Raw genomic sequence first — 25,944 nt, forward strand, 5'->3', positions numbered from 1 at the left:
CTGGCCTCCTTTTTTTAGGGGTAATCGGGAAATGCTGGAGAATTACTTTCCCATCATGCTGTTCGTCATCATCGGGCTCCTGGTTGGTGTAGGACCCATGTTGATTGGTTTCTTGTTGGGGCCTCGTCGTCCCGATCCTGAGAAACTTTCTCCCTACGAGTGTGGTTTTGAGGCGTTCGAAGACGCCCGGATGAAGTTTGACGTCCGTTACTACCTCGTTGCCATCCTCTTCATCCTGTTCGACCTCGAAATTGCCTTTTTGTTCCCGTGGGCAGTCGTGCTCAAGGAAATCGGCATGTTCGGCTTCGTCGCCATGCTGGTCTTCCTCGCGATTCTCGTCGTCGGCTTCATCTACGAGTGGAAAAAAGGAGCGCTGGAATGGGAGTAGAAGGCATTCTGGAAAAAGGCTTTGTCACCACCACGGCTGACAAGGTTATCAACTGGACCCGCACCGGCTCGCTGTGGCCGATGACCTTCGGTCTGGCGTGCTGTGCGGTGGAAATGATGCAGGCTGGCGCCTCGCGCTATGACCTGGACCGCTTTGGCGTCGTGTTCCGCCCCAGTCCGCGTCAGTCTGACCTGATGATCGTTGCCGGCACGCTGTGCAACAAGATGGCGCCGGCCCTGCGCAAGGTGTACGACCAGATGGCCGAACCGCGCTGGGTGCTGTCGATGGGCTCTTGCGCCAATGGCGGCGGCTACTATCACTACTCTTACTCCGTCGTGCGCGGCTGTGACCGGGTGGTGCCTGTTGATGTCTATGTTCCGGGCTGCCCGCCCACGGCTGAAGCGCTGCTCTACGGCATCATCCAGCTGCAGAACAAGATCAAACGTACTTACACTATCGCCCGCTAAAGGTTAAGCCCATGGCCTCCACGCTGGAAGCGCTCAAGTCGGCGGCAGAAGCCGCGCTGGGCGCCAACATCCTCTCAGCGACCATCGACCGTCACGAGCTGACGCTGGTGTGTCGCGCTGACACCATCATCGAAACCTGTACCCTGCTGCGCGACACGCCGTCGCTGCGTTTCGAGCAGTGCGTCGACCTGTGCGGCATGGATTACAGCGCCTATCGCGACGGCGTGTGGGAAGGCTCCCGCTTTGCCGTGGTTTGCCATCTGCTGTCGGTGGCCAACAACCAGCGCGTGCGCGTGCGTTTCTTTGCCACTGATGACGATTTTCCGGTGGTTCCCTCGCTGGTCGATGTCTGGCCTGGCGTCAACTGGTTCGAGCGCGAAGCGTTCGACCTGTACGGCATCATTTTCGACGGTCACCCCGACCTGCGTCGCCTGCTGACCGACTATGGCTTTGTGGGCCATCCGTTCCGCAAGGACTTCCCGCTGTCCGGCCACGTGGAAATGCGCTACGACCCGGTTCAGGCGCGCGTGATCTACCAGCCGGTAACCATCGAGCCGCGCGAAAATACGCCGCGCATCATTCGCGAGGAGAACTACGGTGGCTGAAATCCGTAACTACACGCTGAACTTTGGTCCGCAACACCCGGCGGCGCACGGTGTGCTGCGCCTGATTCTGGAGCTGGACGGCGAAGTGGTTCAGCGCGCCGACCCGCACGTCGGCCTGCTGCATCGCGGCACCGAAAAACTGGCCGAATACAAGACCTTCCTGCAATCCGTGCCGTATATGGACCGTCTCGACTATGTGTCGATGATGTGCAACGAGCACGCCTATGTGATGGCCATCGAAAAGCTGGTCGGCGTGGAAGTGCCGATTCGCGCCCAGTACATCCGGGTGATGTTCGATGAAATCACCCGCATTCTGAATCACCTGCTGTGGATCGGCGCGCACGCGCTGGACATCGGCGCCATGACCATGTTCCTGTACGCCTTCCGCGAGCGGGAAGATCTGATGGACGTCTACGAAGCGGTGTCGGGCGCGCGCATGCACGCGGCCTACTACCGTCCGGGCGGCGTGTATCGCGATCTGCCGGACGCCATGCCGCAGTACAAGGTCTCCAAGATCAAGAACGCCAGCCAGCTGGCCAAGCTCAACGAAAACCGTCAGGGTTCGGTGCTGGACTTCATCGAAGACTTCGCCAACCGCTTCCCGACCTATGTTGACGAATACGAAACCCTGCTGACCGACAACCGCATCTGGAAGCAGCGCACCGTCGGCATCGGCGTGGTCACCCCCGAGCGCGCGCTGGCGCTGGGTTTCACCGGCCCGATGCTGCGCGGCTCCGGCATTGCCTGGGACTTGCGCAAGAAGCAGCCGTACGAAGTCTACGACCGCGTCGATTTCGACATCCCGGTGGGCGTCAATGGCGATTGCTACGACCGCTACCTGGTGCGCGTCGAAGAAATGCGTCAGGCCAACCGCATCATCAAGCAATGCGTGGAATGGCTGAAAAAGAATCCTGGCCCGGTCATCACTGACAATCACAAGGTGGCTCCGCCGTCGCGGGTGAACATGAAGAGCAATATGGAGGAGCTGATCCACCATTTCAAGCTCTTCTCCGAAGGCATGCACGTGCCGGAAGGCGAAGCTTACGCTGCGGTCGAGCATCCGAAGGGCGAATTCGGCATCTATCTGGTGTCCGACGGCGCCAACAAGCCTTACCGCCTGAAGATTCGCGCGCCGGGCTACGCCCACCTGTCCGGTCTGGATGAAATGACCCGCGGCCACATGATTGCTGACGTGGTGTCCATCATCGGGACGCAAGATATCGTGTTTGGGGAGATTGACCGCTGATGTTGTCGCCAGATGCACTGAAACAGATTGACCGCGAAGTCGCCAAATATCCGGCGGATCAGGCGCGGTCGGCGGTGATGGGCGCCCTGCGCATTGCCCAGACCGAACTCGGGTGGCTGTCCACCGAGACCATCGAATTCGTCGCCAACTACCTGGGCATTCCCCCGGTGGCGGCTTATGAAGTGGCCACTTTCTACAATATGTACGACCTCAAGCCGGTCGGCAAATACAAGATCACCGTCTGCACCAATTTGCCCTGTGCGCTGGGCGGCGGGGTCGATTGCGCGGACTACCTCAAGCACAAGCTGGGCATTGGCTTTGGCGAAACCACCCCGGATGGCAAGTTCACCCTGGTGGAAGGCGAGTGCATGGGGGCATGTGGCGATGCGCCGGTGCTGCTGGTGAACAACCACAGCATGTGCAGCTTCATGAGCCACGAGGCAATCGACAAGAAACTGGCGGAGTTGAAATAACATGGCCGTGTTCACTCAAGGCGTGATTTTCGAAGGCGTCGATACCTCTGACCCGAATTGCTGGACGCTGGACGCCTACGTCAAGCGCGGAGGCTACGAAGCGCTCAAGCGCATCCTTCAGCAAGGCATCTCGCAAGATGACGTGATTGCTGAAGTCAAGGGCTCCAGCCTGCGCGGCCGTGGCGGCGCAGGCTTCCCGACCGGCCTGAAATGGTCGTTCATGCCGCGCAATTTTCCGGGCGACAAATATCTGGTGTGCAACACCGATGAAGGCGAGCCGGGCACCTTCAAGGACCGCGACATCCTGCGCTTCAATCCGCATTCGCTGATCGAAGGCATGATCATCGCCGGCTACGCCATGGGCGTGAAGCGCGCCTACAACTACATCCACGGTGAAATCTTCGAGGATTACGTGCTGTTCGAGCGTGCGCTCGACGAAGCGCGCGCCGCCGGCTTCCTCGGCGAAAACATCCTGGGCACGAGCTTCACCTTCGACCTGTTCGCCCACCACGGCTACGGCGCCTACATCTGCGGTGAAGAAACCGCGCTGCTGGAGTCGCTGGAAGGCAAAAAAGGTCAGCCGCGCTTCAAGCCGCCGTTCCCGGCCTCGTTTGGTCTGTACGGCAAGCCGACCACCATCAACAACACCGAGTCGTTCGCTTCGGTGCCGTTCATCATTCGCGACGGCGGCCAGAAATTCCTGGAAGCCGGCAAGCCGAATAATGGTGGCACCAAGCTGTTCTCGGTGTCTGGCCACGTCAACCGTCCGGGCAACTACGAAATCCCGTTGGGCACCCCGTTCTCGGTGCTGCTGGAAATGGCCGGTGGCATGAAAAACGGCAAAAAGCTCAAGGCGGTGATTCCGGGCGGCTCGTCGGCGCCAGTGCTGCCGGGCGACATCATGATGGACTGCACCATGGACTACGACAGCATCAGCAAGGCTGGTTCGATGCTGGGTTCGGGCGCCGTGATCGTGATGAACGAAGACATCTGCATGGTCAAGGCGCTGGAGCGTCTGGCCTACTTCTACCACGAAGAATCCTGCGGGCAGTGCACCCCATGCCGTGAAGGCACGGGCTGGCTGTATCGGGTGATTCACCGCATCGAGCATGGCCAGGGCCGTCCCGACGACCTCGACCTGCTGACTTCGGTGGGCAACAACATGGCAGGCCGCACCATTTGCGCGCTGGCCGATGCCGCTGTCTTCCCCGTCCGCAGCTTCACCAAACATTTCCGCCATGAGTTCGAATACCACATCGAACACAAGAAATGTCTGGTCGAGCACAAATGGTGCTGATCCCCTGGGATCGCTTGCTACAGGTAGCGCAACGCTATGTTAGAAATCGAAATCGACGGTAAGAAATTGACGGTGCCCACCGGGAGCACCGTGATGGATGCAGCCCATTCCAATGGCACCTACATCCCGCATTTCTGTTACCACAAAAAACTGTCCATCGCCGCCAACTGCCGCATGTGCCTGGTGGAAGTGGAAAAAGCGCCCAAACCGCTGCCCGCCTGCGCCACGCCGGTGACCGACGGCATGAAGGTGCACACCCACTCCGACACCGCGGTGAAGGCGCAGCAGGGCGTGATGGAATTCCTGCTGATCAACCACCCGCTGGATTGCCCGATCTGCGACCAGGGCGGCGAATGCCAGCTGCAAGATCTGGCCGTGGGGTATGGCGGCGTCAGCTCGCGCTACCAGGAAGAAAAGCGCGCCGTGCCGGCCAAGGAAATGGGCCCGCTGGTGTCTGCTGCGGAAATGAGCCGCTGCATTCACTGCACCCGCTGCGTGCGCTTCACCGAAGAAATTGGCGGCTATCAGGAAATCGGCATGGCTCACCGTGGTGAGCACTCGCAGATTCTGCCCTTCCTGAACAAAACCGTAGACTCGGAAATCTCCGGCAATGTCATCGACCTGTGCCCGGTGGGCGCGCTGACCAGCAAGCCGTTCCGCTACAGCGCCCGTCCGTGGGAACTGTCGCGCCGCAAGACGGTGAGCCCGCACGATGGCCTGGGCGCCAATATGATCGTGCAGGTCAAGCACAACCGCGTGATGCGCGCGCTGCCGCTGGAAAACGAAGCCATCAACGAATGCTGGCTGGCCGACCGCGACCGCTTCTCCTACGAAGCGCTGTCCAGCGACGCCCGTCTGACCCGTCCGATGGTCAAGCAAGGCGGCCAGTGGATCGAAACCGAATGGCAAGCCGCGCTGGAATACATCGTCAAGGGCCTGCGCGGCGTCACCCGCGACCACGGCGCTGACGCGATTGGCTTTTTGGCCACCCCGCACAGCACGGTGGAAGAACTCTACCTGGCCAAGAAACTGGCCGGCGCGCTGGGCGTGGAAAGCACGGACTACCGCACCCGCCACGCCGACTTCAGCCGTGACGCCGCCCAGCAGGGCGCGCTGTGGCTGGGCTCCAGCATCGTCGAGTTGGCCGCCGCCAATGCGCTGCTGGTGGTCGGCTCGGTGCTGCGCAAAGAGCAGCCGCTGCTGGCCGCGCGCCTGCGTCAGTCGGTCAAGAAGGGCATGGCGCTGAGCGTGATCAGCCCGATTCAGGAAAACCTGCTCAGCCATGTGCACGCCCGCCTGACCGTCAGCCCGGTGGCCATGCTGGATTCGCTGAAAGCCGTGCTCAAGGCCGTGCTGGCCCGCAAGGCCGACGCCAGCTCGACGCTGGACGTGGTGTCGATCACCCCGTGTGCGCAAGCCGAAGCCATCGCCGACAGTCTGGTGAACAATGACAACGCCGTGATTGCCCTGGGCAATCTGGCGCAGCACAGCCCGCACTTTGGCGACCTGCTGACCCTGGCCAACGAACTGGCCCGCCTCACCGGCGGCCGCGTGGCCGTGCTGGGCGAAGCCGCCAACAGCGTCGGCGCGGAACTCACCTTCAAGCCCAGCGGCAAGGGCGCCAACGCCGGCCAGATGTTCTCGGTGCCGAAGAAGGCCTATGTGCTGCTGAACACCGAACTGGACTGCGACAGCCACAACCCGCATCGCGCGCTGAAGGCCGTGGAGCAAGCCGAGATGGTGGTGGCGATGTCCGCCTTCCGTTCGGACGCCGCGCTGCAATACGCCGATGTGATGCTGCCGATTGCCCCGTTCACCGAAACGTCCGGCGCCTTCGTCAATATGGAAGGCTTGCTGCAAGCGTTCAACGGCGTGGTCAAGCCGCTGGGCGACGCCCGTCCGGCCTGGAAGGTGCTGCGCGTGCTGGGCAATATGCTTGGCGCGCCGGGCTTCGAGTTTGAATCCGCCGAGCAGGTTCGCGCGGAATGGCTGGCTGGCTTGGGCGGTGAGCTCAAGAGCAAGCTGAACAATGGCCTGAGCAGCCTGACGCTGGCGACGCCGTCTTCGGCCAGCGGTCTGGTGCGCGTGGGCGAAGTGCCGATGTATCAGGCCGACGCGCTGTGCCGTCGCGCGCCGTCGCTGCAAGCCACCGCCGATGCCCGCGCCCCGCGCGCCAGCGCGCATTCGAGCGTGTTGGCCGCCGCTGGCGTGCAGTCCGGTCAGGAAGTCAGCCTCAAGCAGGAAGGCGCCGCCATCCGCATCGCCATTGATGCTGATGACAGCCTGCCGCTTGGCGTGGTTCGTCTGGCCGCTGCCCACCCGGCAACCGTGGCGCTGGGCGGTATGTTCAACAGCATTGAACTGGCGCAGGGGTAAAGCATGGAATTCTTTCAGAATCTCCTCGGAGCGGATGCAGGTCTGGCAGTTTGGACCGTGCTGAAGATCGTGGCAATTGTCGGGCCGATGATGGGGGCTGTGGCCTACCTGACGCTGGCCGAACGTAAGGTGATCGGCTATATGCAGATCCGGATCGGCCCGAACCGGGTCGGCCCCAAGGGTCTGCTGCAACCGATTGCTGACGGCATCAAGCTGATGCTCAAGGAAATCGTGCTGCCGGCCAAGGCGAATAAAACCTTGTTCCTGGTCGGCCCGATCCTGTCGATTGCCCCGGCGCTGGCCGCCTGGGCGGTGGTGCCGTTCATGCCCAAGCTGGTGCTGGCCAATATCGACGCCTCGCTGCTGTACATCATGGCGGTGACCTCGATTGGCGTGTACGGCGTGATCGTCGCCGGTTGGGCGTCCAACTCCAAGTACGCCTTCCTGGGCGCCATGCGTTCGGCGGCCCAGATCGTGTCCTACGAAATCGCCATGGGCTTTGCCCTGGTGGGCGTGTTGATGCTGTCCGGTTCGCTGAACCTGGTGGAAATCGTCAACCAGCAAGGTCAGGGCTTGGCCGGTGGTTCGGTGTTCTCCTGGAACTGGCTGCCGCTGTTCCCGATGTTCCTGGTCTACCTGATCTCCGGTGTGGCGGAAACCAACCGCGCCCCGTTTGACGTAGCCGAAGGCGAATCGGAAATCGTGGCCGGCTTCCACGTGGAATACTCGGGCATGGCGTTCGCAGTGTTCTTCCTGGCCGAATACGCCAACATGATCCTGATCGCCTCGATGACCGCGCTGATGTTCCTGGGCGGCTGGCTGTCCCCGCTGCCGGCTTCGGTGCCGGTGCTGGGTGAAAGCGGCTTCCACTGGCTGGCGATCAAGGCTGCGTTCATCCTCTTCTGCTTCCTGTGGTTCCGCGCGACCTTCCCGCGTTACCGCTATGACCAGATCATGCGTCTGGGCTGGAAAGTGTTCATTCCTGTGACCCTGGTGTGGCTGGTTGTCGTCGGTTTCTGGATGATGTCCCCGTACACGCTGTGGAAATAACCGGTAAGTGAGTGGCATGGAAACGATCCGCAATTTCTTCAAGACATTCCTTCTCGTCGAGCTCGTCAAGGGCCTGGCGTTGACCGGTCGTCATTTCTTCCAGCGCAAGATCACTGTGCAGTTTCCGGAAGAAAAAACGCCGCAAAGCCCGCGTTTTCGCGGTTTGCATGCGCAGCGCCGCTACCCCAACGGGGAAGAGCGCTGCATCGCCTGCAAACTGTGCGAGGCGGTCTGCCCGGCCATGGCGATCACCATTGAGTCGGAACAGCGCGACGATGGCACCCGCCGCACTTCGCGTTATGAAATCGACCTGACCAAATGCATTTTCTGCGGCTTCTGTGAGGAGTCCTGCCCGGTGGATTCGATTGTGGAAACCCACATCCTCGAATACCACGGCGAAAAGCGCGGTGACCTGTATTACACCAAGCAAATGCTGCTGGCCGTCGGTGACCAATATGAAGCCGAGATCGCGAAAAACCGCGAGCTCGACGCCAAGTACCGTTAAGGGGGCCACATGTCGTTCCAAGCATTTGTGTTCTACGTGCTCTCCGCCATCCTGGTGTTTGCCGGGGTGCGGGTGATCACGGCCAAAAACCCGGTGCACGCTGCGCTGTTCCTGGTGCTGGCGTTCTTTACCGCCTCGGGCCACTGGCTGCTGTTGCAGTCGGAGTTCCTGGCCATCTCGCTGGTGCTGGTGTATGTCGGCGCGGTGATGGTGTTGTTCCTGTTCGTGGTGATGATGCTCGACATCGACTTCGAGCAGCTGCGTGAAGGCTTCTGGCGCAATCTGCCGGTGGCCGGCACGGTGGCCGCCATCATGGTGGCGGAGATGGTGCTGATCCTGACCAGTCCGGAGTCCAATCTGAACGGCTTCAAGGAGCCGGCGGCGCTGGCGGCGGACTACAGCAACGTCAAGGACCTGGGTCGTCAGATTTACACCACCTATCTGTATCCGTTTGAACTCGCCGCCGTGCTGCTGCTGCTGGCGATTGTCGCGGCGATTGCGCTGACCATGCGCAAGCGCAAGGACACCAAGTGGGTGGATCCGGCCGAACAGGTCAAAGTGCGTCGCAATGATCGCGTGCGCATGATCCAGATGGCTGCCGAACCGCGTGTGGAAGATCGCGGCGGCGACACCAATAACGACAACGCAGCGGCCTGACCGCAGCAAGCCCTAATCCAAGCAAAGGGGGTACCGTGTTGACTCTGACGCATTACCTGGTGCTCGCCGCGATTCTGTTCGCGATCAGCGTGCTGGGTATTTTTCTGAACCGCAAGAACGTGATTGTGCTGTTGATGGCGATCGAGCTGATGCTGCTCGCCGTGAACTACAACTTCATCGCCTTCTCGCACTATCTGTCCGACACTGCGGGTCAGATCTTCGTGTTCTTCATCCTGACCGTTGCCGCCGCTGAGTCGGCGATTGGTCTGGCCATCCTGGTGGTGTTGTTCCGCAATCTGCGCACGATCAACGTTGAAGACCTAGGCAGCCTCAAAGGCTAAAGACCAACCGGAATCCTAAGAAAAGAAGCTCGATAAGCATGGAAATGAAAAGCTTGTACCTGCTGATTGCGCTGGCGCCCCTTGCGGGCTCAGCCATTGCGGGGTTATTGGGTTGGGCGATCGGCCGCGTTGCCGCGCACCTCGTCACCATTGGTGGCGTGGCGGTGTCGGCGGTGGGCGCTGTCTATGTGCTCAACGGTCTGCTCAACGGGGCGCCCACTTTCGATGGCCCGGTATACACCTGGCTGACGGTCGGCGGCATTGATTATTCGGTCGGTTTCCTGATCGACAACCTCACCGCCATGATGATGGTGGTGGTCACCAGCGTGTCGCTGATGGTGCACATCTACACCATCGGCTATATGCATGAAGATCCGGGCTATCAGCGGTTCTTCAGCTACATCTCGCTGTTCACCTTCTCGATGCTGATGCTGGTGATGAGCAACAACTTCATCCAGCTGTTCTTCGGCTGGGAAGCGGTGGGTCTGGTGTCCTATCTGCTGATTGGTTTCTGGTTCAAGAAGCCGACGGCGATTTTCGCCAACCTCAAGGCTTTCCTGGTCAACCGCGTGGGTGACTTTGGCTTCCTGCTGGGCATCGGCATGGTGCTGGCCTACTTCGGCGGCTCGCTGCACTACGCCGACGTGTTTGCCGCTGCGCCTGGCCTGGCTACGAAGACTGTGCAGATTTTCCCTGGCGTCGAATGGTCGCTGATGACGGTGACCTGCATCCTGCTGTTTATCGGCGCGATGGGTAAATCCGCACAGTTTCCGTTGCACGTCTGGCTGCCGGACTCGATGGAAGGCCCGACCCCGATTTCTGCGCTGATCCACGCCGCCACCATGGTGACGGCCGGCATCTTCATGGTGTCGCGCATGAGCCCGCTGTTCGAGCTGTCCGACACCGCGCTGTCCTTCATCCTGGTGATTGGTTCGATCACCGCGCTGTTCATGGGCTTTCTGGGCATCATCCAGAACGACATCAAGCGTGTGGTGGCTTACTCCACGCTGTCGCAGCTGGGCTACATGACCGTCGCCCTGGGCGTGTCCGCCTACCCGGTGGCCGTGTTCCACCTGATGACCCACGCCTTCTTCAAGGCCCTGCTGTTCCTTGGCGCCGGTTCGGTGATCATGGGCATGCACCATGAACAAGACATGCGCCGCATGGGCGGTCTGTGGAAATACATGCCGGTGACTTGGTTCACCTCGCTGCTGGGCTCGCTGGCGCTGATTGGCACCCCGTTCTTTGCCGGCTTCTACTCCAAGGATTCGATCATCGAAGCCGTGGCCGCCTCGCATATTCCGGGCAGCAGCTTTGCGTACTTTGCTGTGGTGGCTGGCGTGTTCATCACTGCCTTCTATTCCTTCCGCATGTACTTCCTGGTGTTCCACGGTGAAGAGCGTTTCCGCCACGTGCATCATGACGACCATCATGGTCATCACGACGATCACGGCCACGGTCATGCCCATGTGCCGCACGAATCGCCGTGGGTGGTGACCCTGCCGCTGGTGCTGCTGGCCATCCCGTCGGTGATCATTGGCTTCATCGCCATCGAACCGATGCTGTTCGGCGACTTCTTCAAGAACGTGATCTTCATCAATCACGAAGCCCATCCGGTGATGGAAGAGCTGGCGCACGAGTTCCACGGTGCGGTTGGCATGGGCGTGCATTCGCTGAGCACCCTGCCGTTCTGGCTGGCGCTGGGCGGTGTGGCCACGGCATGGCTGTTCTACATGAAGGCCCCGCAGATTCCGGCGATGTTCAAGGCCAAGCTGGGCGCCATCCACACCCTGCTGGAAAACAAATACTACCTCGACGACATCTACTTTGGCGTGTTCGCCAAGGGCTCGCGCGGCCTGGGCACCCTGCTGTGGAAGGTGGGCGACCAGCTGCTGATCGATGGCCTGTTGGTCAACGGTTCGGCCAAGGTGGTGGGGGCGTTCTCGGCTGTGGTGCGCAAGCTGCAAACCGGCTTCATCTACAGCTACGCGACCGCGATGATTATTGGCGTTCTTGGTCTCATGACGATCTGGTTTTCTGGCCTGATCGCCCACTGAGATGCCGACGGATACATTCAGAAAAACAGTTAGGTTGGGCTTATGGTTGAGAATCTGTTAAGTCTGGCAATCTGGACGCCTATCGTGGCCGGGTTGCTGGTGCTGGCAACAGGAGGGGACAAAAATGCCGGTCTGGCGCGCTGGGTAGCGCTGCTGGGCTCGCTGGCCGGCTTTGTCGTCTCCATCCCCCTGTTTACCGGCTTCCAGTCGCTGAACGGAGGCATGCAATTCGTGGAGAAAGCGCCATGGATTGCCAGCCTGAACATTCACTACTACCTGGGCGTGGACGGCATCTCGATGCTGTTCGTGGTGCTCAACAGCTTCACCACCGTCATGGTGGTGCTGGCTGGCTGGCAAGTGATCCAGCAACGTGTGGCGCAGTACATGGCTGCCTTCCTGATCATGTCGGGCCTGATCAACGGCGCGTTTGCCGCGTTGGATGCGATCCTGTTCTACGTGTTCTTTGAAGCCATGCTGATCCCGATGTACCTGATCATTGGTGTCTGGGGTGGCCCGCGCCGTGTGTACGCGTCGATCAAGTTCTTCCTGTACACCCTGCTGGGTTCCCTGCTGATGCTGGTGGCTTTTATCTACCTGTATCAAAAAGCCGGCCAGAGCTTTGAAATCCTGAAGTTCCACGCCCTGGCGATTCCGCTGTCGGTGCAGATCACCCTGTTCGTCGCCTTCTTCCTGTCGTTTGCGGTGAAGGTGCCGATGTGGCCGGTGCACACCTGGCTGCCGGATGCCCACGTGGAAGCGCCGACTGGCGGCTCCATGGTGCTGGCCGCCATTACCCTGAAGATCGGCGCTTACGGCTTCCTGCGGTTTGCCCTGCCGATTCTGCCGGACGCCTCGCGTGAGCTGGCTCCGCTGATGGTGGGCCTGTCGCTGGTCGCCGTGGTGTACATTGGCCTGGTGGCGCTGGTGCAGACCGACATGAAGAAACTGGTGGCGTACTCGTCGATCTCGCACATGGGTTTTGTCACCCTGGGCATGTTCCTGTTCACCGGCAACCAGCTCAATCAGTGGGCCGTGGAAGGCGCGCTGGTGCAGATGGTGTCGCACGGTTTTGTGTCCGCCGCCATGTTTATGTGCATCGGTGTGATGTATGACCGTCTGCACACCCGCAACATCGCCGACTATGGCGGTGTGGCCAACAAGATGCCGATTTTTGCCGCCTTCATGATGCTGTTCGCCATGGCCAACTCCGGTTTGCCGGCCACCAGCGGCTTTGTCGGCGAGTTCATGGTGATCATGGGCGCCGTGCAGGTCAACTTCTGGGTGGCTGCCGCCGCCGCCACCACGCTGATCTTTGGCGCGGCTTACACCCTGTGGATGTACAAGCGGGTGATTTTTGGCGACGTTGGCAATTCGCACGTCGCCGAGATGGAGGACGTCAACAAGCGTGAATTCCTCGTGCTGGCCATTCTGGCTGTCGCGGTGCTGGGCATGGGTCTGCTGCCTGACCTGTTCGTGTCCAAGATGCACCTCTCGGTCAACGATCTGATCGCCCATGTGGCGCACAGCAAACTGCAATAAGAGGATAAATCACGATGAGTTGGGCTGATTTGAACCTGATGCCGGCCTTGCCCGAGATCTTCTTGCTCTCGGCGGTGTCGGTCATCCTGGTGCTGGACCTCTTTCTTTCCGATAAACAACGCGGCATCACCTATTTGCTGTCCCTGCTGTCGCTGATTGGCTGTGCCGTCATCACCCTGACCACCAGCCAGCCGTTTCCGGAGCTGACCTTCAGCGGCATGTTCGTGGATGATCCGATGGCTGACCTGGCCAAGGTGGGCATGTATGTCGCCATGGGGGCCACCCTGGTGTACAGCCGTCAGTACATCGCCGACCGCGGCTTCTACCGTGGCGAGTTCTTCACCCTGTCGCTGTTCATGCTGTTGGGCATGATGGTGATGGTGTCCGCTCACCATTTCCTGACCCTGTATATCGGTCTGGAGCTGATGTCGCTGGCGCTGTACGCGCTGGTGGCCTTGCGCCGCGACTCGACGCAGGCGACTGAAGCGGCGATGAAGTACTTCGTGCTGGGCGCGCTGGCCTCGGGCATGCTGCTGTACGGCATGTCGATGGTGTACGGCGCTACCGGTTCGCTGGACATCGGCAAAATCGCTGCTGCGCTGACCAACGGCTCGGCCAATATGTCGCTGGCCATGTTTGGCCTGGTGTTCATCGTCGCTGGTCTGGCCTTCAAGCTGGGCGCTGTGCCGTTCCACATGTGGGTGCCTGACGTGTATCAGGGCGCACCGACCGCCGTCACCCTGCTGATCGGCGGCGCGCCGAAGCTGGCGGCCTTTGTGTTCGTCGTGCGCATCCTGTCGCAAGGTCTGGAGCCGTTGGTGTCGCAATGGCAAGGCATGCTGGTGATTCTGGCCGTGCTGTCGATGGCCATCGGCAACATCACCGCGATTGCCCAGACCAACCTCAAGCGCATGCTGGCGTATTCGACCATCTCGCACATGGGCTTTCTGGTGCTGGGCATTCTGGCCGGCACCCCGGCAGGCCTGTCCGCCTCGCTGTTCTACGCCGTGGTGTATGTGCTGATGTCGCTGGCCGGCTTTGGCGTGCTGTTGCTGCTGTCGCGCGCCGGTGTGGATTGCGAAACCCTGGACGACCTGAAGGGCCTGAACCGCAAAAACAGCTGGTACGCCTTCCTGATGCTGGTGGTGATGTTCTCCATGGCGGGCATTCCGCCGATGGTGGGCTTTAACGCCAAGCTGGCGGTGCTCAAGTCGGTGGTGGACATCGGCCTGATCTGGCTGGCCGTGGTGGGCGTGGTCTTCTCGCTGATTGGCGCTTTCTACTACCTGCGCGTGGTCAAGGTCATGTACTTTGACGAAGCGACTGACGCTGAGCCGGTGAGCCAGGTGGGTATGGACATGCGCGTGCTGCTGTCGGTGAACGCCATCGCTCTGCTGGTGCTGGGCATCGTGCCGGATGGTTTGTACTCCGTCTGCGTGGAAGCCATGAAGCAATCGCTGCAAGTGCTGTAAAGTCGGCTTCTGGCTGGCACTTTTGCCCGCCAGTGCCGTCACAGGTCATGCCGTCCGCGCGCGAGCCCGGACGGCATGACTGTTTTTATATTCTTTGACGGTGGATTTGCCGGCCTGCGCGCCGGTAGACCAGAAGCGGGAGATTCATGGAAACGCGTATGGCGATTGTGCTGCTGTGTGCGGCGCTGGCGGCAAATCTGCCGTTCATCCTCAACAAGGTGGCGGGCGTCTGGGCCGTGCCGCGCAAGCATGTCGGCTGGTGTTTGCTGGAGCTGGGCGTGTTGTACTTTGCCGTGGGCGGGCTGGCCTATCTGCTGGAAAGCCAGGTGTCGCCGGTGCATGTGCAAAAGTGGCAGTTTTATGTCACCACGTTCTCGCTGTTTCTGGTGCTGGCGTTTCCGGGGTTTATTGCCCGTTTTTTCTGGAAACGCCGCGCTTGAGCGCTTGCTGTGTGCTGTAAGCCCCAACAAAAAACCGCCAGGCGATGTGACTGGCGGTTTTTTGTTGGGTTTCGGGTGCGGCTGGCTGGCGGCTCAGTAAAAGCGCGCCTCACCTGGCGGTCGGGTCTTGAAGCGCTTGTGCAGCCAGTAATACTGGGAAGGGTCTTCCCGCACACGCTCCTCGATGAATGCATTCATGCGTCGGGTGTCGGCCACCACATCGTCTGTCGGGAAGTTTTCCCAGGCGGGGTAAAACTCCAGCTCATAGCGAAAGCCCACCCGTCGTGCCATGGCCGGCACCACTTTGGCCTTGGCCAGCGCCGAGATGCGCGACAGCCCGGTGATGGTGGCGGCGTCTTCGGCAAAGAATTTCACAAACACCGAGTCGCGCGGGCCAAAGTCCTGGTCGGGCAGGTATAAAAATGGCGTATGGTCGCGCATGGCCTTGATGATGGAACGCAGCCCTTCCTGACGCGAGACGATCTTGGCGTTATTAAAGCGGCTGCGCCCTTGATACAACTGCTTATTCAGCACCGGATTTTTCTGGTTGGAATACACGCTGACCAGCGCCTGCTCCAGATTCAGCCGGAACACACACAGCTCAAAGGCGATGAAGTGTGGATACAGGATGATGGTGTTGTGCTCAGCCTGATCGGTGAGATGGTGCAGGTTTTTCAGCGTCACCAGCCGGCGCAGCCGCGCCGGGCTGCCCCACCAGGCAATGCCGTATTCCAGCAGCGACTGCATCAGGTGCTGGCAGTGACGCAGGATAATGCGCCGGCGCGCCGACGGGCTCATGTCAGGAAAGCACAGTTGCAAATTGATCAGGCCAACCCGGCGGCGCTCGCGCGCCAGCAGGTAGCCCAGCCAGCCCAGTACGCGGGCCAGCACGGCCAGCACCGGCACCGGCAGCCAGTGCAACAACCACAAAACAGCAAGGGCAAAACGGGTCATCATGGATTCGGGGTCTCGGCAGGGGCGACGCCGGCGGGCGTCTTGTAACGGTTGTAGCTCCACAGATACTGCGCTGGCGCCTGGCGAATCAGCTGCTCGACGGCTTGATTCAGTTTGGCGCCGTCCGTGGTCTTGTCGCCGGTGAACGGCTCAGACAGGCGGGCGATTTCCACCTCAAAGCCGCGTCCCCAGCCCAGGCGGCGGCCAAAAAACAGGATCACCTCCACGCCGTCCATTTGCGCCAGGCGCGGCGCCAGGGTCATGGTGTAGGCTGGGCGGCCAAAGAATGGCGCCCACACACCGTCTCCCTGGCCGGGGACCTGATCGGGCAGGATGATGGTGGTCTGGCGTGCCTTGAGGGTTTTCATCACCATGCGCACGCCTGCGGCGGTGGCCGGCGCGGTCAGCCCGCCTTCACGCACGCGGCCGGCGTTCATCAAGGGTTCCAGCCAGGCCATTTTCGGCGGGCGATACATCGCCATCAACTGGATTGGTTGCGGGCGCTTGATCAGCCGTTGCGACAGATAACGCCCGGCAATATCGTAATTGCCCAGATGCGGCGTGATGAAAATAATGCCCTTGTTTTGTGCCAGCGCCTCTTCCACAATGTGCCAGTTGTTACAGTTTTTCACCAAACGGGCGATAGAAGTCGGGGAGCGTCCCCAGGCGATCACCAACTCCAGCGCGCCCATGCCGGTGGCGCTGACCGCCTGGCGCAGCAAGCGGCGCTGACTGACGGCATCGGTCGCCAGGCCGCTTTGGGCCAGGTTTTCCCGCATGCGCGCCGCGTAGCGCGGCGAGCTGAGGTACACTAGCCAGCCCAGCGCAACGCCCACGGCCTGCAATACGGCCAAGGGCAGATGCGACAGGATTGAAAACACAGCAATCAGCAATCTTGACATGACGAGCCAGCGGGAAATCGGACGCAAGATTTTACCCGAATCGGAATCACCCTTCAGGACATTACGCAATGAGCGAGTACCTCTTCACTTCGGAATCGGTTTCCGAAGGCCATCCGGACAAAGTCGCCGACCAAATCTCTGACGCCATCCTGGACGCCATCCTGGCTCAAGACAAATACGCCCGCGTGGCGGCCGAAACCCTGGTCAACACCGGTCTGGTGGTGCTGGCCGGTGAAATCACCACCCACGCCAATATCGACTACATGGGCATCGCCCGCGAAACCATCCGCCGCATTGGCTACGACAGCTCGGATCTGGGCTTTGACGCCAAGGGCTGCGCCGTGCTGGTGGCCTACGACAAGCAATCGCCGGACATCGCCCAGGGCGTGAACGAAGGCGAAGGCCTGGATCTGGACCAGGGCGCTGGCGACCAGGGTCTGATGTTTGGTTATGCCTGCGACGAAACGCCGACGCTGATGCCGTTCCCGATTTACTACGCCCACCGTCTGGTGCAGCGTCAGAGCGAACTGCGCAAGGACGGCCGTCTGCCCTGGCTGCGCCCGGACGCCAAGAGCCAGATCACCTGCGTGTACGACAGCGAAACCGGCCTGCCCAAGGCCATCGACACCGTGGTGCTGTCTACCCAGCACACCCCGGAAATCGACCACAAGACGCTGACCGAAGCGGTGATCGAAGACATCATCAAGCCGGTGCTGCCGGCGCACATGCTCACCGCCGACACCAAGTACCTGATCAACCCGACCGGCCGCTTTGTGATTGGCGGCCCGATGGGCGATTGCGGTCTGACCGGCCGCAAGATCATCGTCGACACCTACGGCGGCGCAGCCCCGCACGGCGGCGGTGCCTTCTCCGGCAAGGATCCGTCCAAGGTGGACCGTTCCGCCGCCTATGCCGGCCGCTATGTGGCCAAGAACATCGTCGCCGCAGGTCTGGCGCGCATGTGCCAGGTGCAAGTGTCCTACGCGATTGGCGTGGCCAACCCGACCTCAATTTCGGTGGACACCTTTGGTACGGGCAAGCTGCCGAACGAGGCGATTGTCGAGCTGGTGAAGAAACACTTCGACCTGCGTCCGAAGGGCATTGTGCAGATGCTGGACCTGTTGCGTCCGATCTACAGCAAGACCGCCGCTTACGGCCACTTTGGCCGTGAAGAGCCGGAGTTCAGCTGGGAAGCCACTGACAAGGCTGCTGCACTGCGCGCGGACGCCGGGCTGTAATCTGCAATCGTTGTAATAAGCCTGCCGCTCGTCAGTGTATGAGCGCAATGGGTGAACGCCGGCAAAATCCGGCGTTCACCAGCAAAATCCCGTATAATCCTGTCCCAATCTTCCGAGGAGCGCTGCAAGGCGTGGCTCACAAGGCCGCCCCCAGGCTCGGATTCGAACTGCGCTCACCTGAACCCATGCCGGGCCCGGTATGCACGCACAGGTGAGCATCCCGCCCGGCCACCGCGTAAGGAATTGCTATGAACGCCGTGGTCGATCTGAAGACCTTCACTGACTACAAAGTCGCCGATATTTCCCTGGCCGAATGGGGCCGCAAGGAAATCGCCATCGCCGAAACCGAAATGCCCGGCCTGATGGCGCTGCGCGAAGAATACAAAGACCAAAAGCCGCTGACCGGCGCCCGCATCGTCGGCTGCCTGCACATGACCATCCAGACCGCCGTGCTGATCGAAACCTTGGTGGATCTGGGCGCATCGGTGCGTTGGTCCTCGTGCAATATCTTCTCCACCCAGGATCAAGCCGCCGCCGCCATCGCCGCTGCTGGCATTCCGGTGTTTGCCTGGAAGGGTGAAACCGAAGAAGAATTCTGGTGGTGCATCGAGCAAACCCTGCGCGGCCCGGACGGCTGGACGCCGAACATGATTCTGGACGATGGCGGTGACGTCACCGCCATCATGCACAGCAAGTACCCGGAAATGCTGGACGAGGTGCGCGGTCTGTCGGAAGAAACCACCACCGGCGTGCATCGTCTGTACGACATGGTCAAGAAGGGCGAGCTGAAAGTCCCGGCGTTCAACGTCAATGACTCGGTGACCAAGTCCAAGTTTGACAATCTGTACGGCTGCCGCGAATCGCTGGTGGACGGCATCAAGCGCGCTACCGACGTGATGATCGCCGGCAAAATCGCCGTGGTGTGTGGTTACGGTGACGTGGGCAAGGGCTCGGCGCAATCCTTCCGTGGCCTGGGCGCTACCGTGTGGGTGACCGAAATCGACCCGATCTGCGCACTGCAAGCCGCCATGGAAGGCTACCGCGTGGTGACCATGGACGAAGCAGCGGCGCTGGGCGATATTTTTGTCACCGCCACCGGCAACGTCAATGTGATCACCCACGCCCATATGCTGGCGATGAAAGACCAGTCGATTGTCTGCAATATCGGTCACTTCGACAGCGAAATCGACGTGGCTGGCCTGCGCCAGTACACCTGGGAAAACATCAAGCCGCAAGTCGATCACATCATCTTCCCGGACGGCAAGCGCATCATCCTGCTGGCCGAAGGCCGTCTGGTGAACCTGGGCTGCGCCACCGGTCACCCGTCGTTCGTGATGAGCGCCTCGTTCACCAACCAGGTGATTGCCCAGATCGAACTGTGGCAAAATCCGGGTAAGTATGCCATTGACGTGCATGTGCTGCCCAAGCACCTGGACGAAAAGGTTGCCCGTCTGCACCTGAAGAAAATCGGCGCCAAGCTGACCGAGCTCAGCGATGAGCAAGCCAGCTATCTGGGTCTGGACAAGACCGGCCCGTACAAGCCGACGCACTACCGCTACTAAGAGCGGCTAACAAAACCCTCCTGGCGTTGTTGCACGACCTTGCCGTACTACCTGTACTGTCTGCGGTCGTGCGCCTAGCCAGGATCGCTTTGCTGGGTTTTGTGGGTGACGCTCAATTTGCTGTGGTTGTACACCAAAAAGGCCGGGCTTCCGGCCTTTTTGTTGCAAAATTTTCTGTTGCCAGCCTTGGGCTGGCCACTTGCCCAGGATGTCTGTCATGCACTCTCAATCGAATCCGCGCACTTTCAGCTTTGAGTTCTTCCCGGCTAAAACCCCGGAAGGCATGGCCAAGCTGCGCACCACCCGCCAGCAACTGGCGCAGTTCAAGCCGGAGTTCTTCTCGGTGACTTTTGGCGCGGGCGGCTCTACCCGCGACCGCACGCTGGACACCGTGCTGGAAATCCGCAACGAAGGCTACGCCGCCGCGCCGCATCTGTCGTGCATTGGCTCCAGCCGCGACAATATCCGCGCCATTCTCAATGAATACCGCAACCATGGCATTCGCCATATTGTCGCCCTGCGCGGCGACATTCCGTCCGGCATGGGCGAGTTTGGCGAGTTCCGTTTTGCCAATGAACTGGTTGAGTTCATTCGCGCCGAACACGGCGACCATTTTCACATTGAAGTGGCCGCCTACCCGGAATACCACCCGCAGGCGCGCAGCGCACATGACGACCTGCGCAATTTTGCCGTCAAGGTCAAGGCCGGCGCCAACTCGGCGATTACCCAATATTTCTTCAACGCTGACGCGTATTTTGCTTTTGTCGATGAAGTCAACGCGCTGGGCGTGGACATCCCCATCGTGCCCGGCATCATGCCGATCAATAATTTCAGCCAGCTGGCGCGCTTTTCCGACGCCTGCGGCGCAGAAATCCCGCGCTGGCTGCGCCTGAAGCTGCAAAGCTACGCCGACGATGTGGCGTCGATCCGCTCGCTCGGCCTGGATGTGATCACCGCCTTGTGCGACCGTCTGCTGGCCGGCGGCGCGCCGGGCCTGCATTTTTATACGCTGAACCAGGCTGGCGCGGTGTCCACCATCTGCCAGCGTCTGGGGCTGTAAATTCGGGAACCGGCTGGCCCATCGCTGGGTCAGCTGGCTGCCCATATCATGGAGGATACGATGAGCGCCGATTTCGCCCGCACCCCGAAAGGCCGCCTGGCCGGGGTGATTTTCTGGAGCCGCTGGCTGCAACTGCCGATTTATCTCGGGCTGATTGTCGTGCAAGGGGTGTACGCCTGGAAGTTTCTGTCCCAGCTGTACAAGCTGCTGGCCAATCTGACCAGCCTGACCGAAATCGAGATCATGCTCACCGTGCTGGGGCTGATCGACGTGGTGATGATCGCCAACCTGCTGCTGATGGTGACGGTGGGCGGCTACGAAACCTTTGTCTCGCGCTTGCGGGTGGAACAGCATCCGGATCAGCCGGAATGGCTGGACCATGTCAACGCCTCGGTGCTCAAGGTGAAGTTGTCGATGGCCATCATCAGCATTTCGTCGATCCACCTGCTGCAAACCTTCATCAACGCCGGGCAACTGCCGGAGCACACCATCAAGTGGCAGCTGTTCCTGCATCTGGCTTTCCTGGTGTCGGCAGCGGCGATTGCGTATACCGACAAGTTGTTGCATGTGGCGCACGCAAAAGCATCCCACTGAGTCGCGCGATCCACCCCGCTGAGAGGGGGGATATGCCGATGTCTGGCTGTTGAATTTTTTTATATATGAATGGCATGGTCGCGGCTTCCCATTTTGTAAAGTGATCATGCTAAGATTGGCTTCCTGAATGTGTGCCCATGATGCGTATGCGTGTTTTTCTGCTCGTCCTTGCTTCACTGTTGTCGCTATGTGCGCCGGTCACAGGATGGGCTGCGGCCGCTTCTCAGGATCCACGCTCCACGATCACCGGCAGCTCTCCAATTGATGCGACCTCCGGAACCGCAGTGCGTACACCTGCAGGTTCTGGTTCTACGACCGGCAAGCCAGATGCGCCACCCCCGGAGCCTCCGCTGGAATTTCAGTCCTTTGTTTCTCAGGCCAGTGGTCTCGGCTTGCCGGTATACGGGCATGACTTCTTTGCCCGGGCTTCTTCGTCCATGGGCGCTCCGTTGGAAGATGCCCCTCTGTCCGCTGACTATGTGATCGGGCCGGGGGATGAGGTGCTGATCCGTGCCTGGGGCCAAGTGGATATCGACTATCGGGCCAAAGTGGACCGGGCCGGCAATATCAATGTCCCCAAGGTGGGGGTATTGCATGTTGCTGGCACAGAGTACCGTCAGCTCAATGCATATTTGCGAACGGCTATTTCCCGCGTATTTCGCAACTTTGAACTGAACGTTTCATTGGGTGAATTGCGCTCGATACAAGTGTTTGTGGTCGGCCATGCCCGTTATCCTGGCACTTATCTGGTCAGTTCAATGAGTACGGTGCTCAGTGCCCTGTTTGCCACTGGCGGGCCGTCTAATAAGGGCTCCTTACGTCGTATCTACCTGCGCCGAAACAATCAGGTGGTGGCCGAGTTCGATCTTTATGACTTTTTATTGCGTGGCGACAAGAGTCGCGACATGCGCCTGCTGCCGGGGGATGTGATCCAGATCCCTCCCGTGGGCGGGTTGGCTGCCGTGGTCGGCAGTATCAATACCCAGGCTATTTTTGAATTGAAAAAAGGTGAGTCCTTGGCTCATCTGCTGGGGGCCGCTGGAGGATTGACCACCACCGCAGCCGGGCAGAAAGTGACTCTGGAGCGCATTGTCGAGCGCGCTTTGCGCAAGGTGGAAGAGTTTACGCTGGACACTGACGGGCTGGCTCGTCAAGTGCGTGACGGCGATATCGTCAGGGTATATGCGATTTCGCCGCGCATCGAAAATGTCGTGACCCTGCGTGGTAATGTGGCGACTCCAGCGAATGTTCCCTGGCGCAAGGGCATGCGCATCAGTGACTTGATTCCTGAACGGGCCGCTTTGCTTAGCCCTGATTACTGGAATGCGCGCAATGCGGCGGTACGTGAAGCGGTAGGCCGTGAAAGTGCGTTCAAGCCCAGGGTGACCGGTGAGCTTAATTGGAATTACGCTGTCATTGAACGTATGCATCCTACTACCCAGGCCGTGACGTTGATCCCATTCAACTTGGCGAAAGCCGTGCTGCAACGTGATCCGTCTGCCAATCTGGTCTTGGAGCCGGGTGATGTGGTGACTGTATTCGGCCGTGAAGATTTGCGCCAGCCGGTGGACAGCAATGACCGTTTTGTCCGTCTGGAAGGCGAGGTGCGTGCGCCTGGCCTGTATCGCTTGTTACCTGGTGAGACAGCCAGACAACTGGTCAAGCGTCTGGGCGGGGTGACGCCCAATGCATATCTGTTTGGCGCCGAATTGACTCGGGCTTCTGCATTGGGCTCCCAGCAAAAACGGCTGGATGAGTTGCTGGCTCGTCTGGATGTGCAGATGAGCTTTGAAACCGTGGTGGCTTCTCGCAACAATACCGGTGAAGCCGGGGGCAAGGACGAGGCGGATATTCGCAAGAATCTGTTGGAATCACTGCGGAAATTGCCTGCCACCGGCCGGGTCTTGCTGCATCTGGAGCCTTCTATTGGCTCGATTGAAGCATTTCCTGACTTTCCGCTGGAAGATGGCGACCGTCTGTATTTTCCTCCTGTGACCAAGACCATCAATGTGGTTGGCGCGGTGCTAAAAGAAATGCCTTTGTCTTATCAGCCTGGCCTGGGTTTGTCTGGCTACCTGGATAAGCTGGGCGGCATGACCAAAGAAGCTGATACGAGCGCCATTTACGTCCAGCGTGCAGATGGTTCGGTATGGAGCCGTCACCAGTCATTCTGGCCATTATCGTCGGTCAGCATCATGCCTGGTGACACCATTGTCGTGCCGTATGAAACCGACCGCACCCTGTGGCGCAAATTCCTGCGCGACTGGGCACAGATTTTTTACCAGTTCGGGATCAGCGTCGCTGCCATCCATGCCGTGACGAAGTGAGTCTGGCTATGTCTTCTCAAGAGTCCATGCCGCTGGATGAAGAAAGCGTGGCCCAAATGCCGCAAGAGCCTGCGTTGGTGGAGCCCAAGTTCCACCCGCTGGACGTCATTCTTTCACTGTTGCGCTATAAGCGTTGGCTGGTGATTTGCCCATTGATTGCGGCGGTGATTGCATTTGCCTTTGTCTCTACACAGTTGCCACGCTATTCCGCCATGGCTCGGCTGTTGCCACCGAAAACCAAACCCAACACCGCTACCATGCTCAGCCAGACAGGTTCCCTGGCAGGCGCCGGGGTGGGTGGGGTGCTGGAAGGGCAAAAGCCCGTGGTGGACATGTATCTGGCGATTTTACAAAGCCGGGCCGCGGCAGAATTCATGGACAGCAATTTTGATCTGCGCAAACGCTGGGGCGTCTCGTCGATCGAATCGGTGTATGGCCGCTTGTCCAGCATGTCTAAGATTGCGCCCAGCCCGAACGGGATCATCAATATTGAAGTTGAGGACAGTGACCCCGTCTGGGCGGCCAGGCTGGCCAACGGGTATGCTGACGCCTTGCAATACATCACCCAAGGTTTGGCGGTCAATGAAGCATCCAAGCGGCGGGTGTTCTACGAGCAGCAAATGAATGTTTCCTTGCAGCAGTTGACCGTGGCAGAAATGTCGTTGCGCAAGATTCAGCAGGAAACCGGGGTATTGAATCTGGACCCGCAAATCCAGATGGCAATTCAGGAAAGTAACCGTTTGCGCACCGCCATTGCCAGCAAGGAAACGGAACTGGCATCCATGGAGGCGTTTGCGACCGAACGTAATGCCGACTACTTGCGTCTGCAGCACGAGATTGACGCATTGAAAAACCAGCTTGAGCAATGGCGTCGCCCCGTAAAAGCCAGTGATGATGTTGCCTTGCAGGCATCAGAAGGCTTGCTGCCTGAAATTTCCATGGAGTACGTCAAGCATGTTCGTGAGGTCAAGAATCTGGAGTTGGTGTACGAGCTGTTCCTGAAGGAACTGCAATTGACCCGAATTGACCAGGTGAAAGATGCCACAACGGTTGAGTTGCTGGATAAAGCCATTCCGCCTTCCACGCCTTCGTATCCCAAGAAAAAGCGCACGATCGCCATTGCGAGCCTGATCGGCTTCTTGATCGCGATGGTCTCCATTCTGATTTATGAATTGACCTTGGTGGCGCTCAAGAATGAAGTCAATATGAGCCGGGTGCGCATGATTCGCGAAGCATTGCGCTGGTCGCCGCCATCGGTAAGATTCCCTCGCAAATTGAAGTTCAATGTGAAATTCAAAAGAAAGAATAAAGAATGAATGGCGTGATTGTGGTCACCGGTGGGGCCGGTTTCATTGGCAGTAACTTTGTGCGCGAATGGTTTGCCCATGTGCCCGATGCTCGCGTGGTAGTGCTGGATGCATTGACCTATGCCGGTCACCTGGAAAGCCTGGAGGCCGTCAAAAATGAACCTGGCTTTGTCTTTGTGCAGGGTGATATTGCCGATAGCGCCTGCGTCAATGCCCTGATCGCCCAGTATCAGCCGGTAGCCATCGTCAATTTTGCCGCTGAAAGCCATGTGGATCGTTCCATCCACGGCCCGGGTGATTTTATCCGCACCAATGTCAACGGCACCTTTACCCTGCTGGAGGCCGCGCGTGCCCATTGGTCGGCGCTGCAAGGTGAGGCACGGGACAATTTCCGTTTCCTGCATGTGTCTACCGACGAAGTGTACGGCTCGCTGGAGCCCGGTGACGCGCCGTTTACCGAAACGCATCCGTTTCAGCCCAATAGCCCGTATTCCGCCTCTAAAGCGGCCTCAGATCATCTGGTGCGTGCCTGGTTCCACACCTATGGCCTGCCCGTGCTGACCACCAATTGCTCTAACAATTATGGCCCGTTTCACTACCCGGAAAAACTGATTCCGCTAGTGATCCTCAACGCCCTGGCCGGCAAGCCGCTGCCGATTTACGGCGATGGCAGCAATATCCGCGACTGGCTGTTTGTCACCGACCACTGCGCGGCCATTCGTCGCGTGCTGGCCGCCGGCCAGTTGGGGGAAACCTACAACGTGGGTGGCTGGAACGAAAAAACCAATCTGGAAGTCGTGCGCACCATCTGCGCCCAGCTGGATGCCTTGCATCCGCGCGAGGATGGCCGCGCTTATGCCGAGCAGATTACTTTTGTGACCGACCGCCCCGGCCATGACCGCCGCTATGCCATCGACGCCAGCAAGCTGCATCGCGAACTGGGTTGGAAACCGGCAGAAACCTTCGAAACCGGGGTGGCCAAAACCGTGCGCTGGTATCTGGACAACCAGGACTGGGTGCGCGCCGTCACCGGTGGGGCATTCGATGCATGGCTGAAAAATCATTATAAATAATCACAGGAATACGC

General features: G+C 59.7%; 24 protein-coding genes and 1 riboswitch. Of the genes, 22 read left to right on the forward strand and 2 right to left on the reverse strand.

All coding sequences use genetic code 11. The features are described from left to right. Positions 1–31 precede the first annotated feature (31 nt). The 15 genes from DFR34_RS09630 to DFR34_RS09700 all read left to right on the forward strand — a co-directional run bounded on the left by DFR34_RS09630 (position 32) and on the right by DFR34_RS09700 (position 14,913). Complete coding sequence (locus DFR34_RS09630; protein WP_110390934.1) at positions 32–388, forward strand: NADH-quinone oxidoreductase subunit A; 357 nt, start codon at positions 32–34, stop codon at positions 386–388. Continuing rightward, positions 379–855, forward strand: coding sequence for a NuoB/complex I 20 kDa subunit family protein (locus tag DFR34_RS09635; protein WP_110390935.1), 477 nt, complete (start codon positions 379–381; stop codon positions 853–855). The genes DFR34_RS09630 and DFR34_RS09635 overlap by 10 nt, the downstream gene beginning before the upstream one ends. 11 nt (positions 856–866) lie before the next feature. Continuing rightward, positions 867–1,460 carry an NADH-quinone oxidoreductase subunit C gene (locus DFR34_RS09640; RefSeq protein ID WP_110390936.1) on the forward strand — a complete coding sequence of 198 codons (594 nt, stop codon included), beginning with the start codon at positions 867–869 and terminating at the stop codon, positions 1,458–1,460. Next, entirely contained in the window at positions 1,453–2,706 is a 1,254-nt protein-coding gene (locus tag DFR34_RS09645; RefSeq protein ID WP_110390937.1) for an NADH-quinone oxidoreductase subunit D, read from the forward strand. The genes DFR34_RS09640 and DFR34_RS09645 overlap by 8 nt, the downstream gene beginning before the upstream one ends. Then, entirely contained in the window at positions 2,706–3,179 is a 474-nt protein-coding gene (nuoE, locus tag DFR34_RS09650) for an NADH-quinone oxidoreductase subunit NuoE (RefSeq protein WP_110390938.1), read from the forward strand. Before DFR34_RS09645 ends, nuoE begins: the two co-directional genes overlap by 1 nt. A gap of 1 nt (position 3,180) precedes the next feature. Next, the gene (gene nuoF, locus DFR34_RS09655; RefSeq protein WP_110390939.1) at positions 3,181–4,476 is read left to right on the forward strand and encodes an NADH-quinone oxidoreductase subunit NuoF; all 1,296 of its coding nucleotides are present in this window, start codon (positions 3,181–3,183) and stop codon (positions 4,474–4,476) included. A gap of 36 nt (positions 4,477–4,512) precedes the next feature. Then, entirely contained in the window at positions 4,513–6,852 is a 2,340-nt protein-coding gene (gene nuoG, locus DFR34_RS09660; protein WP_110390940.1) for an NADH-quinone oxidoreductase subunit NuoG, read from the forward strand. A 3-nt stretch (positions 6,853–6,855) separates the two neighbouring features. Then, a complete protein-coding gene (gene nuoH, locus DFR34_RS09665) occupies positions 6,856–7,902 on the forward strand; it encodes an NADH-quinone oxidoreductase subunit NuoH (RefSeq protein ID WP_110390941.1) in 1,047 nt (348 codons plus the stop codon). Between the two features lie 16 nt (positions 7,903–7,918). After that, complete coding sequence (gene nuoI, locus DFR34_RS09670; protein ID WP_110390942.1) at positions 7,919–8,407, forward strand: NADH-quinone oxidoreductase subunit NuoI; 489 nt, start codon at positions 7,919–7,921, stop codon at positions 8,405–8,407. Between the two features lie 9 nt (positions 8,408–8,416). Continuing rightward, complete coding sequence (locus DFR34_RS09675) at positions 8,417–9,064, forward strand: NADH-quinone oxidoreductase subunit J (protein WP_110390943.1); 648 nt, start codon at positions 8,417–8,419, stop codon at positions 9,062–9,064. A gap of 35 nt (positions 9,065–9,099) precedes the next feature. Further along, positions 9,100–9,405 carry an NADH-quinone oxidoreductase subunit NuoK gene (nuoK, locus tag DFR34_RS09680; protein WP_077299944.1) on the forward strand — a complete coding sequence of 102 codons (306 nt, stop codon included), beginning with the start codon at positions 9,100–9,102 and terminating at the stop codon, positions 9,403–9,405. 38 nt (positions 9,406–9,443) lie between these two features. After that, positions 9,444–11,462, forward strand: coding sequence for an NADH-quinone oxidoreductase subunit L (gene nuoL / locus DFR34_RS09685; RefSeq protein WP_110390944.1), 2,019 nt, complete (start codon positions 9,444–9,446; stop codon positions 11,460–11,462). A 42-nt stretch (positions 11,463–11,504) separates the two neighbouring features. Next, positions 11,505–13,001, forward strand: a complete 1,497-nt coding sequence (locus DFR34_RS09690) for an NADH-quinone oxidoreductase subunit M (RefSeq protein ID WP_110390945.1) — start codon at positions 11,505–11,507, stop codon at positions 12,999–13,001. Positions 13,002–13,015: 14 nt separating this feature from the next. Further along, positions 13,016–14,473 carry an NADH-quinone oxidoreductase subunit NuoN gene (nuoN, locus tag DFR34_RS09695; protein WP_110390946.1) on the forward strand — a complete coding sequence of 486 codons (1,458 nt, stop codon included), beginning with the start codon at positions 13,016–13,018 and terminating at the stop codon, positions 14,471–14,473. A gap of 146 nt (positions 14,474–14,619) precedes the next feature. Beyond that, positions 14,620–14,913, forward strand: a complete 294-nt coding sequence (locus tag DFR34_RS09700; protein WP_110390947.1) for a DUF2818 family protein — start codon at positions 14,620–14,622, stop codon at positions 14,911–14,913. A 93-nt stretch (positions 14,914–15,006) separates the two neighbouring features. On the opposite strand, the gene DFR34_RS09705 is transcribed toward DFR34_RS09700, so the two are convergent. Then, positions 15,007–15,867: a lipid A biosynthesis lauroyl acyltransferase gene (locus DFR34_RS09705; RefSeq protein WP_110390948.1), complete on the reverse strand. Its 861-nt coding sequence runs from the start codon at positions 15,865–15,867 to the stop codon at positions 15,007–15,009. Continuing rightward, on the reverse strand, positions 15,867–16,769 hold the full coding sequence (locus DFR34_RS09710; RefSeq protein ID WP_110390949.1) for a lysophospholipid acyltransferase family protein: 903 nt from the start codon (positions 16,767–16,769) through the stop codon (positions 15,867–15,869). Before DFR34_RS09710 ends, DFR34_RS09705 begins: the two co-directional genes overlap by 1 nt. 68 nt (positions 16,770–16,837) lie before the next feature. On the opposite strand from DFR34_RS09710, the gene metK reads away from it, so the two are divergent. The 7 genes from metK (at position 16,838) to rfbB (ending at position 25,930) form a co-directional block, all read left to right on the forward strand. Continuing rightward, positions 16,838–18,007: a methionine adenosyltransferase gene (gene metK / locus DFR34_RS09715; protein WP_110390950.1), complete on the forward strand. Its 1,170-nt coding sequence runs from the start codon at positions 16,838–16,840 to the stop codon at positions 18,005–18,007. Positions 18,008–18,117: 110 nt separating this feature from the next. Further along, positions 18,118–18,189, forward strand: a riboswitch (S-adenosyl-L-homocysteine riboswitch). A 66-nt stretch (positions 18,190–18,255) separates the two neighbouring features. Continuing rightward, complete coding sequence (gene ahcY / locus DFR34_RS09720; RefSeq protein WP_110390951.1) at positions 18,256–19,569, forward strand: adenosylhomocysteinase; 1,314 nt, start codon at positions 18,256–18,258, stop codon at positions 19,567–19,569. 217 nt (positions 19,570–19,786) lie between these two features. Next, positions 19,787–20,629, forward strand: a complete 843-nt coding sequence (metF, locus tag DFR34_RS09725; RefSeq protein ID WP_110390989.1) for a methylenetetrahydrofolate reductase [NAD(P)H] — start codon at positions 19,787–19,789, stop codon at positions 20,627–20,629. A 60-nt stretch (positions 20,630–20,689) separates the two neighbouring features. Further along, positions 20,690–21,223, forward strand: coding sequence for a TIGR00645 family protein (locus DFR34_RS09730; protein ID WP_110390952.1), 534 nt, complete (start codon positions 20,690–20,692; stop codon positions 21,221–21,223). Between the two features lie 137 nt (positions 21,224–21,360). Beyond that, positions 21,361–23,550 carry a polysaccharide biosynthesis/export family protein gene (locus DFR34_RS09735; protein ID WP_110390953.1) on the forward strand — a complete coding sequence of 730 codons (2,190 nt, stop codon included), beginning with the start codon at positions 21,361–21,363 and terminating at the stop codon, positions 23,548–23,550. 8 nt (positions 23,551–23,558) lie between these two features. Then, positions 23,559–24,866, forward strand: coding sequence for a GumC family protein (locus DFR34_RS09740; protein WP_110390954.1), 1,308 nt, complete (start codon positions 23,559–23,561; stop codon positions 24,864–24,866). Beyond that, positions 24,863–25,930 (forward strand): dTDP-glucose 4,6-dehydratase, encoded by a 1,068-nt coding sequence (rfbB, locus tag DFR34_RS09745; RefSeq protein ID WP_211309355.1) that lies wholly within the window; start codon positions 24,863–24,865, stop codon positions 25,928–25,930. The genes DFR34_RS09740 and rfbB overlap by 4 nt, the downstream gene beginning before the upstream one ends. Positions 25,931–25,944 lie beyond the last annotated feature (14 nt).

It is taken from the genome of Rivihabitans pingtungensis, assembly GCF_003201855.1.
GTDB classification, from domain to species: Bacteria; Pseudomonadota; Gammaproteobacteria; order Burkholderiales; family Aquaspirillaceae; genus Rivihabitans; species Rivihabitans pingtungensis.

What these genes read in the sequence shown, in the direction of transcription:
- DFR34_RS09630 (WP_110390934.1), top strand. Translation starts at nt 32, where the DNA reads ATGCTGGAGAATTACTTTCCCATCATGCTGTTCGTCATCATCGGGCTC.
- DFR34_RS09635 (WP_110390935.1), top strand. Translation starts at nt 379, where the DNA reads ATGGGAGTAGAAGGCATTCTGGAAAAAGGCTTTGTCACCACCACGGCT.
- DFR34_RS09640 (WP_110390936.1), top strand. Translation starts at nt 867, where the DNA reads ATGGCCTCCACGCTGGAAGCGCTCAAGTCGGCGGCAGAAGCCGCGCTG.
- nuoE (WP_110390938.1), top strand. Translation starts at nt 2,706, where the DNA reads ATGTTGTCGCCAGATGCACTGAAACAGATTGACCGCGAAGTCGCCAAA.
- nuoF (WP_110390939.1), top strand. Translation starts at nt 3,181, where the DNA reads ATGGCCGTGTTCACTCAAGGCGTGATTTTCGAAGGCGTCGATACCTCT.
- nuoG (WP_110390940.1), top strand. Translation starts at nt 4,513, where the DNA reads ATGTTAGAAATCGAAATCGACGGTAAGAAATTGACGGTGCCCACCGGG.
- nuoH (WP_110390941.1), top strand. Translation starts at nt 6,856, where the DNA reads ATGGAATTCTTTCAGAATCTCCTCGGAGCGGATGCAGGTCTGGCAGTT.
- nuoI (WP_110390942.1), top strand. Translation starts at nt 7,919, where the DNA reads ATGGAAACGATCCGCAATTTCTTCAAGACATTCCTTCTCGTCGAGCTC.
- DFR34_RS09675 (WP_110390943.1), top strand. Translation starts at nt 8,417, where the DNA reads ATGTCGTTCCAAGCATTTGTGTTCTACGTGCTCTCCGCCATCCTGGTG.
- nuoL (WP_110390944.1), top strand. Translation starts at nt 9,444, where the DNA reads ATGGAAATGAAAAGCTTGTACCTGCTGATTGCGCTGGCGCCCCTTGCG.
- DFR34_RS09690 (WP_110390945.1), top strand. Translation starts at nt 11,505, where the DNA reads ATGGTTGAGAATCTGTTAAGTCTGGCAATCTGGACGCCTATCGTGGCC.
- nuoN (WP_110390946.1), top strand. Translation starts at nt 13,016, where the DNA reads ATGAGTTGGGCTGATTTGAACCTGATGCCGGCCTTGCCCGAGATCTTC.
- DFR34_RS09700 (WP_110390947.1), top strand. Translation starts at nt 14,620, where the DNA reads ATGGAAACGCGTATGGCGATTGTGCTGCTGTGTGCGGCGCTGGCGGCA.
- DFR34_RS09705 (WP_110390948.1), bottom strand. Translation starts at nt 15,867, where the DNA reads ATGACCCGTTTTGCCCTTGCTGTTTTGTGGTTGTTGCACTGGCTGCCG.
- DFR34_RS09710 (WP_110390949.1), bottom strand. Translation starts at nt 16,769, where the DNA reads ATGTCAAGATTGCTGATTGCTGTGTTTTCAATCCTGTCGCATCTGCCC.
- metK (WP_110390950.1), top strand. Translation starts at nt 16,838, where the DNA reads ATGAGCGAGTACCTCTTCACTTCGGAATCGGTTTCCGAAGGCCATCCG.
- ahcY (WP_110390951.1), top strand. Translation starts at nt 18,256, where the DNA reads ATGAACGCCGTGGTCGATCTGAAGACCTTCACTGACTACAAAGTCGCC.
- metF (WP_110390989.1), top strand. Translation starts at nt 19,787, where the DNA reads ATGCACTCTCAATCGAATCCGCGCACTTTCAGCTTTGAGTTCTTCCCG.
- DFR34_RS09730 (WP_110390952.1), top strand. Translation starts at nt 20,690, where the DNA reads ATGAGCGCCGATTTCGCCCGCACCCCGAAAGGCCGCCTGGCCGGGGTG.
- DFR34_RS09735 (WP_110390953.1), top strand. Translation starts at nt 21,361, where the DNA reads ATGATGCGTATGCGTGTTTTTCTGCTCGTCCTTGCTTCACTGTTGTCG.
- DFR34_RS09740 (WP_110390954.1), top strand. Translation starts at nt 23,559, where the DNA reads ATGTCTTCTCAAGAGTCCATGCCGCTGGATGAAGAAAGCGTGGCCCAA.
- rfbB (WP_211309355.1), top strand. Translation starts at nt 24,863, where the DNA reads ATGAATGGCGTGATTGTGGTCACCGGTGGGGCCGGTTTCATTGGCAGT.